Source organism: Dysgonomonas hofstadii, assembly GCF_014196915.1.
In the GTDB taxonomy this organism is placed as follows: Bacteria; Bacteroidota; Bacteroidia; order Bacteroidales; family Dysgonomonadaceae; genus Dysgonomonas; species Dysgonomonas hofstadii.
Genome location: NZ_JACIEP010000009.1, coordinates 139170 through 157344, shown reverse-complemented (window position 1 = coordinate 157344; position 18175 = coordinate 139170). Strand labels below are relative to the sequence as shown.

Sequence of the window (18175 nt, the reverse complement as noted above, 5' to 3'; positions counted from 1 at the left end):
AAAAATCATATGTCAGAATCAAGCAATCATAAAAAAGAATTGAGGAAATTAAGGATATTACGTACCACCCGTTGGTTTCTGAGTGCAATAGGATTAGTTATTATAGCCGTGGGAATCTATTTTGCAATTGATTTATTTCTCAATTTTAAAAGTAATGAGGTAACAAATGATGCTCAGGTAGAGCAATATGTTTCTCCCATCAATGTAAAAGTTCCCGGATATATCCATAAAATTTATTTTACCGAACATCAGTTTGTAAAAAAAGGAGATACGCTGCTTGTCATAGACGATCGCGAATACCAAATAAGGCTAAAAGAAGCCGAAGCATCTTTGCAAGATGCAATGGCAGGTTCACAAGTTATAGATGCCAGTGTAAATACATCGAAAAGTAATATTATTGTTTTCGATTCTAACATCGAAGAAACGGAAGCAAGGTTGAGAAAATTAGAAACCGATTATACGAGGTATCAGAATCTATTGTCTCGGAATGCAACTACACCGATACAAGTAGAACAAATAAAAACAGATTTAGATGCTACAACTGCCCGTTTGAATGCACTCAAACAACAGAAAAGGACAGCAGAATCGTCGTCCGACGAAGTGCAGAAACGCAGAGGAAACTCAGAGGCTTCCATTCTGCGCGCTTCGGCGGCATTGGACATGGCTAAGCTCAACCTGTCATATACCGTTATAACTGCTCCCTGTGACGGATTTTTAGGACGCAGGGCATTGAAGGAAGGACAATTAGTCAATGCAGGACAAAACATGACATACATCATTCCCAATACCCAAAAGTGGATAGTGGCAAACTTTAAAGAAACACAAGTTAAGAATCTGTATATAGGACAAGAGGTGATTATTATGATTGATGCATTTGACAAGAAAGAGTTCAAAGGAAAAGTTACAGAAATATCCAATGCCACCGGAGCAAAATATTCGCTGGTGCCGGCTGATAATTCAACGGGTAATTTCGTAAAAATACAACAGCGGATTCCGATACGTATCGAATTTGAGAATCTGTCGTCCGAAGATAATATGAAGTTAGCCGCCGGAATGATGGCCGTAGTAAATGCAAAAGTGAAAAAATGAAAAGATCGAATTTCCCTTTTCATAGCTGGGTTCCTAAACCGCTGGGCATATTTATTTATATTCTCATGTTTGTCCCCGCTTTATTTATCAGTGGAGCTTACACAAGTAATGTAGGCGAAATGGTAGGCAGCCTGGGCATCATGACCGAACATATACAGTATGCCAATTTTGCCACAGCCGTGGGGATGGTTGTTTTTACGCCGTTCACAATTCTGTTTCTGGAAATAAGGCGCTCCAAAATGACTTATCTGTTGGGACTGACGGTTTTGGTTATAATAAGTTATATCTGTGCCCAAACAACTTCGATACCAATGCTTATGATATGTAGTTTTTTTACAGGATTCATCCGTATAATACTTATATTCAATACATTGTTCGGTCTGCTGGGCTATATAGCGGGAAGAGACATCGTACCATTACTGAAACCTTCGACAGAGCAGAGACCTGAAGAAATGGAAGAGAAATTCGAAAAAATAAAGGCGATGGCATTGCCTTTTTTATACTTGTTCTTTTTGACGGTAGGCCAGCTCGGCTCATTTGTTACTGCATGGTTAGCCTTTAGCTTTCAGTGGCAGTATGTGTACTATTTCATGATTGCAATAGCTCTTATTTGCCTCTTACTGGTAGAAGTCACCATGGTCTATCAGAAAAGAATAAAGCCCATACGCCTGACTCTGATTAAATTTGGAGATACCGTATGTGCCTCATTGTTATTATTATCATTTAGTTTCATTTTTATATATGGTAAAACACTGGATTGGTTCGATAGCCCGCTGATAAATTACTCTTTAATTATATTGTTTATATCTACCGGTGTATTTCTCATTTTAGAAATATATAGCAAGCGACCTTATTTAGACTTAAAGATATTCTCTTTCCGGAATGTCGTCATAGCATTGTCAGTGTTTATTATGCTCATGGTATTGAATTCCAGCTCGATGCTAGTGAGCACATTTGTCGGTATATCAATGAAAATCGATAATTGGCAAAATGCAGTATTAAGCAATTACAGTTTGGTGGGGTATGTGATTGGAGCCATAATTGCTTTTTTGATGGCAAAGTGGAATATGCACTTCAAATACATCTTTAGCATAGGTTTCCTGTGTATAACAATCGCTGCGGCATACATGTATTTTCAGGTACAAAGTATGGGATTATACGAAAATATGATTTTCCCTGTTATCATTCGTTCAGCAGGTATGCTTATTCTTTATGCTATGGCGGGTATATGGGGGATGCGCAAATTAAATATGGCGTACCTCACTACCTGGATATTTGTAATGCTGGCCTTTCGTTCGGTTATAGGACCGGTCTTAGGCACATCTTTATACACAAATACACTGAATGAAAAGCAGTTGTATTATGTCAGCCGATTGTCGCAAAATGTAGATATGCTTAATCCTGAAATTGCAGGAACGTTTACGCAAACCCAAATGGGCAGTATGCAACAAGGCAAAAGTGTAGAAGATGCTCAGATAATGGCGACACAATCGGTAAAAGGGCGGATACAGATCCAAGCCACTTTGGCGGCATTGAAAGAGATATCGGGTTGGACTATTTACGGTGGAGTTGCCTGTATCGTTGTCGTTCTTCTGATACCTTATTCACATCATAGGCAGGATAAGAAAAAGAAGAAGACAGAAATTAACTGATACGGTATTCTTTAGGTGTCATACCTGTATGTTTCTTGAAATATTTGGCAAAGAAAGACGGATTGGTGAAATTAAGTGTATCTGAGATTTGTAATATCGTTAAATCCGAATTCTTCAGTTGTGCTTTCGCATCTAAGATTACCGCTTCATTTATCAGATCCAGAGCAGACTTTCCTCTAACTTCTTTTATTGCAACACTTAGGTATTTGGCTGATATACATAATTTATCGGCATAGAAGGAGATTATTCTTTCTTCTCTGTAGTTCTTCAAGAGACATTGTATAAATTGATGGTATATCGTTTCCTTTCGGTTTCGTATTCCTTTGTCGTCACCGTGTTTACTGCTTTTTTTTAGTTTGATTTCCCATATCCGTAATAGTCCGTAAATGAGAGTTGACATCAGGCCTTGGATGACTTCTGTTGCAGGATTAGATTGCTGTCTTTCATATATCCTCTGAAATATCTTACAATAATCCAAGAATAAATCTCGGTCTGCTTTCGATTCGATATTTAATACGGGATTATCCATAATAGTAGATAAATGAGGCATTATCGACTGGATCAGGCCTATATTATTCATATATCCCGGTATCATGACCAGATAGTATGCATCGAATTCATCACTATAATTATTCATCTGAATGATGCTATTCGGGAAAACGGTGACTATCGATTCTTCAGTAATTGTGTAATTCTCCAAATTAATAGACATATCACATCTTCCTTTAAGGATAATCATAAATAGTCCGGCGTTTAATCTGGCGGGGTATTTATATTTCTCTATTTGCTCTTTATTCAGATTGGAATAAAAAGAAAACTCTTTGGGTAATACCACAGAGCGTATATTCTGAATTTTCATTATTAGAAATTTGAATTAATCATCAAAGATATATTTTCTTCTCATAATAATTTACATCAATTATGTAAAGAACCTTTGCATATACAAAATATATCCAGCAAAGAATAGAAACATCTAAATCAAAAATCGGTAATTAACTGCAAAATCAATAATAAGTAAAAGACAAAATTTAATGTCGTATTTTAAAATTATAACTAACAGAGCTATATTTGGATGGACCATAAATAGTTCTGCAGACCTAATTCAGATTTAATATATATTAGCTCATTTAAGCTAGATACTAAAAAATGTCCTGAACCTACAGATGGATCACAAATTGTTATTGAATTCACAATATCGTTGGCCTCTTCGATACTATCTATTTTATTATATAATTCTATAATATTTTTACAATCCCAACCTTTCCTGTCTTTGAATTTCTGTAATACCGCTTTTGTTATTGTATCCCTACACATGTACATGGTAATAAAACTCGGAGTAAAGAAAGAACCATCTTTGTAGCCGTTTATTTTCTCAAATATCAGTCCTAAGACTGATGCAGAGATTAAGGCTCTGTTTTCTTCTTGAATATCTTCGCCCCCTTCACTACTAAAATCATAAGCATCGAGGAAATTCAAAAGATATTTTAGAGGGTATAAGGTTGTATCCTCTACATTCTTGTCTTTCTTCTTTTTTAGAATAGAGCGAGTATATAACTTTATTTTGGCTTTATCGGGTAATGCACTTATCGTAAATGTGTTCAGTTCCAGTTCTGTATACTCAAACAAGGAACTATTTAAATAAGGTACATGTGCAAATTTTTCAGTAATATAACTCTCTCTTCTATTTTCTTCTTTTATTGCCAGAATATGAAAAAATAAACTATTTAAATCATCATATCCATCTATTTTATCTAGGCTCAAAAAAGAATAGTTCTTATCATTTTTATAGTTAATGATTTGAGCTTCTAACAATTTTAAAAATAAGATTCTGTTTATCCATGTAATAGATAAATCAAGTGCAATATTAAATAACTGTTCATCTTTGTTTGTCCCGTATTGTTGAATATTGGAAACTTTGGAGATACCCCTTGATTCGAGCTCAAAGATTGTATTTTCGATTAAAGATCCATTATCCCTATTACTTTTTCGAACAATAATTTTTTGTGCACCTTTGCTTGTTTCTTCAAGACCTAAAATATGAAGCAGTTCATTATAAAAGTCTTTATCTAGCTCATTATAATCTTTAGAGAACGGTAGTTTCAATAAATGTGTCGGTGATAAAAATTTATATAGAGTAATTAATTTTTTATCATCTTTTTTATTATCGTTTCTAATATTTTTTTCATAATCCTTAATGTCAAAATAAGTATATGAAAGTTCATGTTCTACTTCTTTAATATATTGTGGAGCAATAGTATTATAAAAGAAATTAGTAGATGTTCCTGTTAGTATCTTTTCCTCAAATTTTTCAAAATCTTTTCTAAGTCTCGTATTATTATAGAATAATCTTTCAAAATCCTGAGCATCAAAAATGTACCATTCGTTTATATTCGTAATTATGAGATGACGTAGTTCATAATTTTTTTTAGTTTTTCTTTCTCTGAAATAGTAAAGAATAAGCTCCTGAAAGGATTTAACATTGAAATTTCCTTCTTTCAACATTTCATCCTTATTGGATGGCCTTTTCACTTCTATTAGAACCCCTACAGACGAACTGGATTTATCTCCATTATGGATAACGAGATCGTTATGCCCGAGAGTATTTATATAAAACTTGTTTCTATAATAGGTGGCATTAAGAAATTCAATAATCAGGTTTTTGTGAAATTCCTCCGTTTCTTTAGGATTATTCTTTATTCTGTCCAGAAGTTGTATAAATTCTTCCTTAAAAAGTTCAATTTGGCTTCTTTCAGGCCGAATTTTTAGATATGCAGGCTTTATAACCTGTTTTATTTTTTTTTGTTGGGATTTATTTTTCATAATTTAATATGCTACTTTTGGAGCAGTTTATCGTATATCAAAGATAAAATAAACTATTAGGAAAATACAATAGTTTATTATAATTTGATGTTCAAACTAATACGGAAATGTGATATTTTGTAATATATTAAAATAAATACCTAAGTGGGGTACTCGAACAAATAGTTTATATATAAAGTCTTAACTGAAAAAATAAAAAGTTCCGTCCATATTATCATGTTGTTATAAGATTTGACTAATAAAGATTAAAATAAAGGTGGATAAATAATTATTTCCCACTATCTTTGTTATTAGAGATAGGGCAGGCAATTCATAGACAATAACTGCTTAAAATGCTGTAAAAAAGCGTTGCTAATTCATAACCAGCAGCTTCTTTGAAATTATAATACACTGAATAGTACGACATAAGGAGAAAGGTTCACAAGCCTCTCTCTCCGCTGGAAGGCTAAGCCAAAAAACAGACAAGTCCTACAAATCAATGATTTGTGGGACTTTTTCTTTGTATATATGTCTGGTGTTAAAGTCAAGAAAAAGCCATTTTCGGACATAGTTGCGTAAGCAATTCGTAATCTATTCCCAAAAATCCTAAATAGGTTACGAATTGTCCTTGGCACTGTATTGTCCAGATTTGACAATCTGTATTTATCTCATTATTTGAATATTGAATGTGTTTTTAATAATTAAATCTTGAGTTGTCAGAAAGACGACATTCAGTATTCTTTTTTATTAAAAATGAATGGATTAAAAGCAAACGGTAAAGTATTAATTGTGAAAAGATATAATGATTCTTCTTTTTGGTTGATAATAAGTGATTTACTGGGGTGTTTTTGGGGGTGAATAACAGTTTAGATACAAATGAAGATAAGGTAAAGCCAACCGTAGGTTTCTTAGTATACGGTTGGCTTTTGAACAATTTTTACACTACTGATATTAACAGCCTTTTTGTAGCAAGTTTTTCCTTTTGTTCATTGGCATGAGAATGTTATATAACATTAGTCCTATTTTTTTGATTTTTTCATCGGATTCCCGGTACCCAAGTTCATCAAATCGGGATTTACTGGAATGTAGCATGGGATGACGTTCAGTTGATAGTTCTCAACAAACTCACCACAAGCAGCATCCGTTACAGTTCTTTTGATATATTGGTAACTGAAAGATGCGGTTGTGTTATTTGGTCCTGTCACACTAAATGTAGGTGTTGTAGCAGAGGATGTACTCCAGGACGTGCCATTACTACTATATTGCCATTTATATGTATAATTTCCACTACCGCCGGTTACGGTCTCTCCCAAAGTCAAACTTGCCCTTGGACATATCTGTAATGTCTGATTTGCCAGCCCCGGATCAGTTATATTAATAGGATTGTAAACCGAAATGTAAATACTGTCTTCTACCGGCGCCCCACAAAACTCAGCCTCAACGGATACTTTGTACCAACCTGATTTTGAGCTGTCAGCGCCTGTGATCACCTGGATCTGACCAGGATGAGTTGTTCCGTCAGGATATGTCCAATCATAGTCCGTTATCCCTAAAGTGAGGCATCTAAGCTTGATATCTTCACCATAGCAAACCGGGTTAGATTCGGCAAATACAAGCTTTGCAGTTTCCAGGTTGGCCACAGTCACCTGCTGAGTAAATGAATTTCCGCAATTGTCAGCTATCCGCACAGTATAAGTTGAGCCGGGATTACCATAAGTATATACCACCCGGTCGGAAGATGTCTGAGGGCCTTGCAACTGGGTTGTATTATTTTCGTCCCACAATTCGTAAGTATATGGTGCTACCCCGTTTATAGCTTGAAGCGCTATGTTGCCCACGCTACTGCCGACGCAGGCATAAGCTGACGTTCTGGTATTATCCAATTCCATTGGCGGAGCGGTATAGACGATGGTATCGCTTACTAAGGCACATCGGTTGGCATCATTGGTTGTAACTACAGATAAGATATAAGTACCCGCGGCGGAAAAAGTAAAACTACCACCACTGCTGATAACACTCCTATCGTAACCGGCTGGCCCGCTTGTTAACCGGAAGTAAGTTGTTGCTGTATTTCCATAGTAAGTCAGAGTAGCAGAAGGTGTGACTTTCATTCCCGAACAGGTGTTCTCGGTTGTATATGTAAAATCTTCCACATCATATACACCCGGAAGATAAGTTGTTGATGAGACCGTACCGCAACCATAATCCGCAGTAACGGTATAATCTCCCGGAGGAATAACAAGATTATATATATAATAATAGTAACTGGATGAAGTCACCGTATATGTTTTTGTTCCGAACGAGGCCGGCCCTGTTATAGTAAACACTGTACCAGCGGGCCATACACGGGAAGTTGTTCCTGTATATATTCGTAGCGAACCATTATTTATAATACATCCTTCATACGAAGAGGAATTATATATGGACAGAGTCAGGGCATTAGGCATTCCATTAGCCGTAGTTTTTGTATAACTGCTCGTATAAGGATTTCCATTTATTATTATATTATACGTAAAATTGAATGTATATGCCTTATCATACTCGAGAGGGGGTGAATAACTATCGGCGGATGCCGATGAATATATAGTGTCTAAAGCAACAGTAACTCCTCCGGAATCTTTTATATCGACATATACCGGATAGCAATTCAGATAGGATCTGGAATAGTAATTTTCCCATGTGTCACAATATTTGTGGTCGCTCGTTGAACTATAAGAGACATCAGGAGTGTGATTTTCGTTAACTGAAAATATTGTTTCACCATTACTGATAACAGAAACAGTATATCGGGTTTTATAAGCAAAAGCAAGGGAGTCTACTATCTGGTTGGGATTTGTAATATTTGTTTGTTCTCTTATTACTTCGTTGGTATCTGTTTTTACAACTTTAAATGTTATCGGATAGCAGAGAACTCCGTCATAATCGGTCCAAGGCCTGATCATGGCTTTGACGCTATCACAGTTATATCTATACCCGGTCGTAAAATAATAGGGTTTTCTTATATACAAATCATACTTACTTTGCACAGAGGGACAATTCTTAACCCTGAAATAAATCGACATTTTATTAGGAGAACCGTAAAAGTCGGATAGCTGATTGGAACCCAAGTCTACTGTGGGTGTTGAATTTCCATATTCCCATGTAGTCCAGCTGGTTGGAGTCTGATTTAATGCAGCTGCACCTACTTCATATAAACCGTCCCTGTAATACTGGTAGAAATCGACATTTGATGTTGTTGGCGCTGTTAAAGATAAGTTTATCAATGAACAACCTGGATTATCTCCCAAATAGGGACGGATATGGTTATAAGTCAGAGACGTATAAGAAGATGTTGAGTACGGAATAGGCATATCGGTCAATTCTTCGAGCGTGAAACTTTTAGAAGAGACGTAACAACCGTCATTAATTTCTACTGTATAATCACCAGAAGGGTATAATCCGTCGAGCGTGTATATATAACCGGCTGACAGAGATCCGCTCGAATATCTTGAAACGGATACTATTTGTGGAACAGTTACTCCCGCAGGGGCAGAAGTCATGGTAAACACAGGCGTAGCTGTTTGGTTGCCATTCTTCAACAACATCACAATTTGTCCGGTTGCACACCCCGCATACGGTTTACGAGAGGTCGGCGACACAGTGCTGGCAGTAGATGATCGTCCCGGTGCGACAAATGAAAGTTCAGGCACCTGGTAACTACCGCCTACCACTACGTTCGTCTTGGTTTTTACCACGCTGTATTGTCCCTGGGAATCGCAAAATGCACTTACCGTAACCGTATAGGTACCAGCCGGTATACCGGTCAATACGTTATTAGCTGTAGGTAGCAGGGAAAATCCTCCGCTAACGGCCGATTCCAGCGAATACTGGACATTAAAAAGTCCTGCGGCGTCGGCTCCCGTAAGCGTTACGGTTACCGTACCATTACTCTGGCAGGTAGAAGGTGTTACAACTGTGTTTACCGTAAAGTTATCACATGTTGTTTGAGCCTGCAGAACCACACCAAAAAACGATATTATAAACAATATCGGATATATTAGTTTCCTCATTTGTTTTTCTCTTTATTGTTTGACCAGTATCATTTCATATACCCCTTCCAGTGTCTGGTCAGGATAATTTGAAGAGCCGTAAATGATTTTATCAAAAGCTATCGTTATAGAATTCCCTTGTTCCAGAATAGTATACCTGGGGAAATAATAGTCGTTGGAGAATTCGTCATTTTCATCCCCGGATCTATTATCCCTCTTATCTCTCTTCTCCAGCAAATTCTCCCTGTTAATCACATAGGTATACCCATTATTTAATAAGGTAAATTCAGCGATATTCCCACTGGCTATGGTGACTTTGGAAAACACCGGTTGCAAGGGAAAATCCCAGTCTTGAGTCATTATCTGGACCGAGTCTGTGAAAACTTTTGTGAAAACCGGAGCCTTACTACGGAAGTCCTTAGCTGTTATCACCACCTGTGAAAATTTGTATTCTCCGAATATATTTTGCGAATTCTGGGAAAAAACATTGACACAAGCGATCATATATATCATGAATATGACGATTTTTTTCTTCATCTTTTGAGATATTTGATTTTAGTAGTACAACTCTTATTTTTCACAGAATAAAATATTCATAAAAGTTTTTTCGGAGATGGTATATCCCGAAGCAAGCTGATAGGTTAATACTCCTGCTATACTTATCTGTACATTTGAGAAAACTGCATTATCGAAATACGTAATATAATAATACAATTGATTAGCATCAAAGACCTTCAGAGCCGGGGCTCCGCTACTCTTCTGTGATGTAGCCGAAGAAGATAGTTCGTATTGTTCTTTATACAGGTTATATAAATTTACAGAAAAAGTTGTTCCACTATATGTATAATTACTGTTAGGCAGTGTCGAAGGATCTGTAGGCAGGATAATTGAAGGCATATAAAATTGATTTTTATCACCACTTCTTATCCATCTTGTTCCATCATTGAAATAGTAACCGGGAGTTACATCACCTGCCGTGGCAATATTGTATACTGCCATTCCGGCGATATGAGCCGATAAGGGAGAGAATGATGTTGTAGCTTCAAGTGACACACGGGGTAGTAAAAGACCTTTGGTTGATATACCTGTATTGTTCTCTTTTAAATCTAGTAACGCATCATTGTGCGGAGACTCTCCCGAACCAATAGTTACTTGGGCATGCATAGTCAGGCTTATGCCCGAAATTGCAACTAGTAACAATATTGCTTTGAATGGCATCAATATCTGTTTTCGTTTTAAGTTAGTTTTTTTCATGTAGTTTACTGTTTAGTTTATAAAATCATTCATTAATGGCTTATCCATACAATTATATTTTGTGATCACATATAAATTTCAATACCCCTTTCCCAGAGGATACTTTCTCAAGCTATGGCCGGAAATAAAGGGGGTAAGACAAACATTGAAGACAAACAAAAATTCCCCCGTTGGGGTATTGAAACTTTTGTGCGGAATATATATAGTAATTTGTGAAAATGTCCGAAATAGAAAGGAATCATTATCTTGCTGTTCCTTTTTTGTTTAAAGTTTGTTTTCATATTGATTCTTTAAATTAACCAATAAGGTATCCAATGAAAATGTAACTGTATGTATTATAGTAAAAACTATTTTAATTCTACAATGCCCAAAACATACCACTTAAAGCATATCTCCTGTTAAGAGATATGCTTTAGTGATTATAATATTGATTATTATATGTTTAATTTGTTTTGAGACCCATTTTCTCAAACAGTTTGCATACAATTCTTCCAAATATTAGTTTGATGGGCGTTTTTTTTGTGTCTTTTATGCCTTAGTTTCAATTTATTTCCTAATTTTGTGCGTCAGAGCATATCTCTTAACAGGAGATTCTTCTTTTCTAAACAATTCTACCATTTACAAACCTTTTAAAATCAGACTGTTTGCCTTATCTACGACAGCAGTGTCGAATGAAGCCAAATAAATTTGTGTTGTCATTTCCGAATCATGACCCATACCCTCGCTGATTACCGATAGGGGGATATTTTTACTTTTGGCTATACTTGCCCAGGAATGGCGCGCTACATAGGTTGTAAGCACGGTGGAGAGCCCCATCATTTTGGACAGACTTTTTAGGTTTTTGTTGACGGACAGTATGGCGTTCCGGTATTGCTTTCTCGGATTATCTCCGAACTTCTTTATAATAGGAAGTAAATAAGGAGAAGTGGATATATACGGATATTTGTCAACAATATCTTGCATACATTGTTCCCATCGAATGAACAACTGCTGTCCTGTCTTCGTCCTGCGGTAAGATAAAATACCGTTGTTTAAATTCGCTTTTTTCAAATATGCCATGTCTACAAAGGACATTCCGCGAGTATAGAAGCTCAGCATGAACATGTCCCTTGCATAGTCCAGCGCAGGGAATAACTGGAGGTTCGCATGTTTGACTTGTTTGATGGTTTTGAGTGTAACAGCCCGTTTCATAGTCTTTTCGATTCCCGTATAGACGTGTTTGAAAGGATGTCGTTGTGGGGTAATTCCTTTTTCTACTCCACGATTATACACCGCCCTGAGTATGCGCATATAGAAGGATACGGTATTCATAGATACCTCCTGTTCTTTTAACCAGGCTTCATATGCCAGCATCAAATCCGAATCTACCTCATCCAGAGATATATCCATGTCTTTTCGAAAGCGCATAAAACTATTCAGAGTACAGGTGTAGGTTTCCGATGTACGGGTTTTTCCAAGTTGTCTGATATATTCAATTGTCTGTTGCATGAAAGAAAAAAGGCATCTGGTCGTATAGGTATGATAAGCCAGCAGAATATCATTGGTTGTGTATGGCAATCCCTTGTCTTTTAAATAGTGGACGGATGAATGTATCTGGCCGGTCATTTGTATGAGGGCTACTTCTACCACTTGCAGATATTCTTTTCTTTCTCCGGATGCTTGATCAATGCGGATTCGGCAATTCTTCTCGTCCCATTCGTGGAGATGGATTCTGTAATTTGTTTTAATCTGGCGTACCTGACGTCTATAAATAACCTGTATGAATAGTGCTCCTTCATAGTCTTTGGTTGTGGAAATCCTGAATTTTACTTTTATAGATACCATATTTATTGTATTTTTAGTTGATGAATTTGTTACAAATTTTGCTGTTATATTTTTATAGTTGAACCGTTTCACAGCACTTGTCCTTTAATCGACTCTTTCGTGGATTCCACAAACAAGATGTACAGGATAGCTTACCACTAAACTGTGCATCATGGAATGGTCGATATCGATTCTTTCCATAATAAGAGCTTTACCCGACTTGTACTGACTGCTTTTTTCAGGTAGAGCACAACTTTGCTTTTTTTTGCTTTCATGCACTTATTTTTTTACTTGTAAAATTAAGTGTTATATAAGCGTTCTTTGTTGTGTGAAATATTAGGAATAAGTACAAAATAGTCCGGTTTTAAATTATTTTATCTGCCATGGGTTTGAACGCTTCCGGCAACAAATAGGATAACAGATTGGTGGCTTAAAAGATGTTAATGCGAATTCTAATTGCAAATCTTCATTTTCTCTGTATGGGGGAGTTAATTAAAAGATGATGGGTGGGGACTTTAAAAGCATTAAAGGATTATGCAGAAAATAGCTTTTCATGTTTTTCTTTTTTCTCTGGAATCATTATTACTTGCATCTAATAACAAATAGAAAAATTAACTTTGTCTCAAATCATAAAAACATACAATAGAATGAGAAATTTTAGTTTTGCCAATCCTGTAAAGATTATTTTCGGAAAAGATACTATTAAAGATATTGCGAATGAGATACCAATAGGAGCAAAAGTCCTCATGATATATGGTGGCGGCAGTATAAAGAAAAATGGGGTTTACGAACAGGTTATAAACGCACTGACCCCATTCGAATGGTTCGAATTTCCTAAAATTGAACCGAACCCTCATTACGAGACCTGTATGAAGGCTGTAGCTCTGATCAAAGAAAAGAAAGTTGATTTTGTTCTGGCCGTAGGTGGTGGCTCAGTTATAGATGCTACTAAGTTTATTGTCGCAGCAGTATGCTTCGAGGATGGCGATCCTTGGAAAATTATATCAGAAGGTATGTCAATTGAACAAGCTATGCCTTTTGGTACTATATTAACTTTGCCAGCCACAGGATCGGAAATGAATAATGGGGCTGTAATAACCCGGGCTGAAACAGAAGATAAACGGGCATTTTTCTCACCTTATACATACCCTAAATTTTCGATTCTCGATCCGACTACCACTATCACCCTTCCTTCTCGTCAGGTAGGTAATGGGGTTGTGGATACTTTTGTTCATATAGCTGAACAATACCTGGCATATAGAGAAAACAATACTTTATTGCAAGACAACTTTGCAGAGGCAATATTGAAGACCTTGATAGTTGAAGGCCCGAAAGCATTGAATATTCCAACAGACTATGGTGTGAGAGCTAACTTGATGTGGGCATCTACATGGGCTCTGAATGGCTGGGTCGGTTGTGGGATTATTCAGGACTGGGCTACACATAGGATAGGACATGAGGTTACTGCATTTTTCGGATTAGATCATGCTCAAACACTTGCCATAATTCTACCCGGAGTGTTGACTGTTTTGAAAGAGCAAAAAGCCAAAAGAATACAATTGTTAGGTAAAGAGGTATTCGGATTAAGTGCGACTTCTGATGATATATTGATAGATATGACTATACAGGCAGTAGAAGATTTTTTTGAAAAAATGGGAGTAAAAACTCACTTGTCTGATTATAATCTTGGCGATGAAGCTATTGAAAAAGTTTGTGAACGCCTGAAAGAACGCGATTGGAAACTAGGTGAGTGTCAGAACGTAGACTACAAAATGGCAAAAAGAATCTTGGAATTGAGAAAATAAAGTATATCCTTGTATGAAGAATATGCCGTTAGCTTATTGTTATCGGCATTTTTTTGATATACATCAACTACTCTTTATATCATCAGATATGTATATACCTTTGCATGCCTGTTTCAATATATTTTAATTGACAATGTTTTTTTTTTCGTTATCGAGCACGATTTGGCTAATTGTCATATTTATAGTTGTTTATGCCGGTTTTTCCAAGCAATTATCAAAGATTATGTTATCGATAATATAAAAAACGACAAATAAAAAGGTATTTTTAAGTAAAATTTCTATTGTTTTTCAAAATAAAAAAATATATTTGTAAACGATAACGAATATTATTTTATATATTTTATGTATATTTTTATTATTAAATATATTGTAATGAGTTATTTATTTAGTATTTATTGAATTTATTTTCTGTTTGAACTATATCGTGATCGATAACGATAATATGTGAATAATAATATTAAACCTAAAAAACATTACCATGACAAAAGAAATAATGAAAGGGCGTATGAAGGTTAAAGTTTCCGATAGCCGTGCGGAGTTGGGGGAATTAGCGGCTAAAGAAATAGCAGAATATATCATGAAATTACAGGAGGAGAAAGACGAAATAAATATTATATTTGCTTCTGCACCTTCACAAAATGAATTTTTAGCTAATCTGTTTAAATACGATATTAATTGGGGAAAAGTAAATGCATTTCATATGGATGAATACATCGGTATAAATCCGGAAGCACCTCAGGCATTTGGCAAGTTTCTGAAAAACAGAGTCTTTTCGAAGGTAAAATGTAAGTCAGTGCATTACATGGATCCTTTGGCTACTGATCCACAGGCTGAGTGTGACAGATATGCAGCTTTATTGAAACAAATGCCTGCTGATATGGTGTTTCTTGGTATTGGAGAGAATGGTCATTTGGCTTTTAACGATCCGCATATGGCTTTTTTCGATGATCCGCTGGCTGTAAAGATTGTAGATCTTGCTCCTGAGTGTCGCGAGCAACAGATAAATGACGGATGCTTTGAGGCACTGGATCAGGTACCTACTCAAGCAATAACTATCACTATACCAGAATTATTACATGTGGATAAATTGTATGCGATTGTTCCATCCAAAGCAAAGGCTAATGCTATAAAAGGTGCTTGTGATGGACCTATTTTGCCATCATGTCCGGCTTCTATATTAAGGACGCATAAAGATGTAACCCTGTATGTAGATGTAGATAGTGCTTCACTTGTGGATATGTAATGTAAGTGGATGAATAAATAAATAAACTTAAATTCTATATATCATGAAGTATTATAAAGTACTATTATTATTTATTACAATTTCAGCTATTTGTGATGCAAATGCAACCATAAGGAAAGTTAAGCCTGGCGATAATTTATATTCGATAATAAGAAAATCCACGGCTGCAGATACTATAATGATCGATGGCGGTGAATATGTGATTGATAAAACAATTGTACTGACGAATGACCTTGTAATTATAGGTATGCCAGGATCGAAGCCTGTTATTAATTGGGGAGTCGTAGCTATTGGTTCAAAAACAAAGAATGTAGTGTTCGATAATCTTAAGATTGTTCTGGATAGAAAATATTTTCTTCAAATAGACGGTGAAAAGGATATTGATATTGATAATATCATTTTTCGCAATTGTATAGTCGACCTGAATGCAGTAGGATCTACTCTGTTGGCAAATAATGCAACTGGTACAAAGAACAGGCTAGGCAATTATACTATTGAAAACTCTATAGTATATAATGTAACAGTTCCTTCGCATGCTATATTGAACTTTTCGGTGGAAAATCAACCTCAATTAGAGCATATATCTTTAACAAACAGTACCTTTTCGAATTTTAGCCGGGGTTTAATGATAAGTAAGCAACTGGCAGGAAAGTTGAGTATAGATGTGTCTAATTGTACTTTTTATAATATGAACACATCAAATAATAATAGTGGCATTTTCCGGTGTAGCCAGGGTGAGGTGGATATTAATATTGCAAAATCGATATTCAATTTTGCCGGAAATAGTACAAAATTTATTGTTACGAGTACAGAAAGCAGGGCTGGAGTTACAGATAGTTACAGAACTTCAGAATTGGCAACTATCATTAATTCACGTGGATTGAAGAGCGTAGGAATTACTGCCGTCGATCTGTTCGAAGCTCCGAATGATAACCCGACAGCAACAGGTTGCTCTTTTACTATAAAGGATAAGTCTCTGTCGGAAATAAGAATTGGTGACCCGCGATGGTTTAAGAAATAATCGAAAAATCAACAAATATGAAAATCAAAGGATTAAGATGGGTTGTATTAGGTCTTATTGCTCTTGTGGCGATAATCAATTATCTAGATAGGGGTACTCTCAATTATATGTGGGTAGCCAATCAGAAAATAGAGTATAATGCCGATAAGGTAGTGCACAATTTAAATGGAGATACTTATACTTTAACAGCGGAAGATGGTTCGACGGTAATTGTTGCTGCCGATAAGGTGACTAAAAATGATAATAGAACTTTTACTTATACTAATATCGGTGGGATAGCCCGTGATTTAGGTATTGTGGATGCAAGTATGTCTGATGCCGATTTTAAAGCCGAGGCAAAAAGAATACTGGCTAATATCACAATCTTCTTTATGATTGCCTATGGTATAAGTCAGTTAGTATCAGGAAAGTTGTATGACAAAATAGGTACGCGTAAGGGGTTTGTTTTCTCAGCTTTATTATGGGGAGCTGCAGATGCCTTTACTTCGCTGGCTGGTGGACTGAAATCGTTAATGGGTTTCCGGTTCGCCCTTGGGTTGGGGGAAGCCGGACCGTGGCCGGGTAATACAAAATCGAATGCGGAATGGTTCCCGACAAAAGAACGTGCTTTAGCTCAGGGTATTTTTAATGCAGCGACATCGGTTGGCTCTATTTTGGCTCCTATTGTTATATCATTCCTTTTCTTGGCTTTTGGATGGAGATTGACATTTGTTGTGGTTGGTTCGTTAGCTATTGTGTGGATAATTCCATGGTTAATAATAAATAAGAAGTCTCCCAAAGAACACCCTTGGATAACAGATAAGGAGAAAGAATATATTCTGTCTGGTCAACCAGAGAGTAAACAAGATGTAAATGTAAAACCTAAGACTTGGAAAGAATTACTAAGTAAACGTAAAAATTATGCATTAATAGTTGGCCGTTTCTTTCTCGATCCTGTTTGGTGGATTTTTGTGACTTTCATACCGATGTATCTTATCGAGGTATTTAATCTTGATATTAAGGAAGTTGCTCTTTCTGCTTGGGTGCCATATGTTGGTGCAGCTATCGGAGCATTTACAGGTGGATGGTTTTCCGGTTTGCTTATGCGAAAAGGAAAGAGCCTGAACTTTGCCCGTAAAATTGGTCTTATACTTGGAGCATGTATAGCTGTTCCTGGAATTATAGGAGCGACAATGGCATCTACGCCATATCTGGCAGTGAGTATGATGGCTGTAATACTGGCAGGTTATCAGTTTTCAGCAACTAATCTGATGACGTTAGCATCCGATTTTCATAATGGGAAAACAGTAGGTTCGCTGGCTGGAATCGGTGGTGCTTCGGCTGTGCTGGGCACTATTACAGCGATGGTAATAATACCGTTGATAACAAAAGTGGGTTGGTTGCCATTCTTTATATTCGCGGGTTTGTTATTTCCATTGGCTATAATAGCTGTTTTTGTGTTGGGAGGAAGGATTGAACCTATTAAGGATGATGAAAAATAA

General features: G+C 36.3%; 12 protein-coding genes. 6 read left to right on the top strand and 6 right to left on the bottom strand.

The annotated features are described in order from the left end of the window. Positions 1-9: 9 nt before the first annotated feature. Positions 10-1089 carry an HlyD family secretion protein gene (locus tag GGR21_RS13370; protein WP_179398792.1) on the top strand — a complete coding sequence of 360 codons (1080 nt, stop codon included), beginning with the start codon at positions 10-12 and terminating at the stop codon, positions 1087-1089. Next, the gene (locus tag GGR21_RS13365; RefSeq protein WP_179398793.1) at positions 1086-2741 is read left to right on the top strand and encodes an MFS transporter; all 1656 of its coding nucleotides are present in this window, start codon (positions 1086-1088) and stop codon (positions 2739-2741) included. The genes GGR21_RS13370 and GGR21_RS13365 overlap by 4 nt, the downstream gene beginning before the upstream one ends. Here GGR21_RS13365 and GGR21_RS13360 read toward each other — a convergent pair. The 6 genes from GGR21_RS13360 to GGR21_RS13335 all read right to left on the bottom strand — a co-directional run bounded on the left by GGR21_RS13360 (position 2734) and on the right by GGR21_RS13335 (position 12646). Beyond that, the gene (locus GGR21_RS13360) at positions 2734-3600 is read right to left on the bottom strand and encodes a helix-turn-helix domain-containing protein (protein WP_183307735.1); all 867 of its coding nucleotides are present in this window, start codon (positions 3598-3600) and stop codon (positions 2734-2736) included. The two genes, GGR21_RS13365 and GGR21_RS13360, sit on opposite strands and share 8 nt — an antisense overlap. A gap of 203 nt (positions 3601-3803) precedes the next feature. After that, positions 3804-5561: a DUF7149 domain-containing protein gene (locus tag GGR21_RS13355; protein WP_183307734.1), complete on the bottom strand. Its 1758-nt coding sequence runs from the start codon at positions 5559-5561 to the stop codon at positions 3804-3806. Positions 5562-6559: 998 nt separating this feature from the next. Further along, positions 6560-9589, bottom strand: coding sequence for a hypothetical protein (locus GGR21_RS13350; RefSeq protein WP_183307733.1), 3030 nt, complete (start codon positions 9587-9589; stop codon positions 6560-6562). Between the two features lie 12 nt (positions 9590-9601). Then, complete coding sequence (locus GGR21_RS13345; RefSeq protein WP_183307732.1) at positions 9602-10105, bottom strand: hypothetical protein; 504 nt, start codon at positions 10103-10105, stop codon at positions 9602-9604. A gap of 33 nt (positions 10106-10138) precedes the next feature. Then, positions 10139-10822 carry a hypothetical protein gene (locus GGR21_RS13340; RefSeq protein ID WP_221233001.1) on the bottom strand — a complete coding sequence of 228 codons (684 nt, stop codon included), beginning with the start codon at positions 10820-10822 and terminating at the stop codon, positions 10139-10141. Positions 10823-11440: 618 nt separating this feature from the next. Then, on the bottom strand, positions 11441-12646 hold the full coding sequence (locus GGR21_RS13335) for a tyrosine-type recombinase/integrase (RefSeq protein ID WP_183307731.1): 1206 nt from the start codon (positions 12644-12646) through the stop codon (positions 11441-11443). Positions 12647-13272: 626 nt separating this feature from the next. Here GGR21_RS13335 and GGR21_RS13330 point away from each other — a divergent pair. The 4 genes from GGR21_RS13330 (at position 13273) to GGR21_RS13315 (ending at position 18175) form a co-directional block, all read left to right on the top strand. Next, entirely contained in the window at positions 13273-14430 is a 1158-nt protein-coding gene (locus tag GGR21_RS13330) for an iron-containing alcohol dehydrogenase (protein WP_183307730.1), read from the top strand. Between the two features lie 478 nt (positions 14431-14908). Further along, positions 14909-15673, top strand: a complete 765-nt coding sequence (locus GGR21_RS13325) for a glucosamine-6-phosphate deaminase (RefSeq protein ID WP_183307729.1) — start codon at positions 14909-14911, stop codon at positions 15671-15673. A 43-nt stretch (positions 15674-15716) separates the two neighbouring features. Continuing rightward, positions 15717-16694: a DUF5123 domain-containing protein gene (locus GGR21_RS13320; RefSeq protein WP_183307728.1), complete on the top strand. Its 978-nt coding sequence runs from the start codon at positions 15717-15719 to the stop codon at positions 16692-16694. 17 nt (positions 16695-16711) lie between these two features. Beyond that, positions 16712-18175: an MFS transporter gene (locus GGR21_RS13315; RefSeq protein ID WP_183307727.1), complete on the top strand. Its 1464-nt coding sequence runs from the start codon at positions 16712-16714 to the stop codon at positions 18173-18175.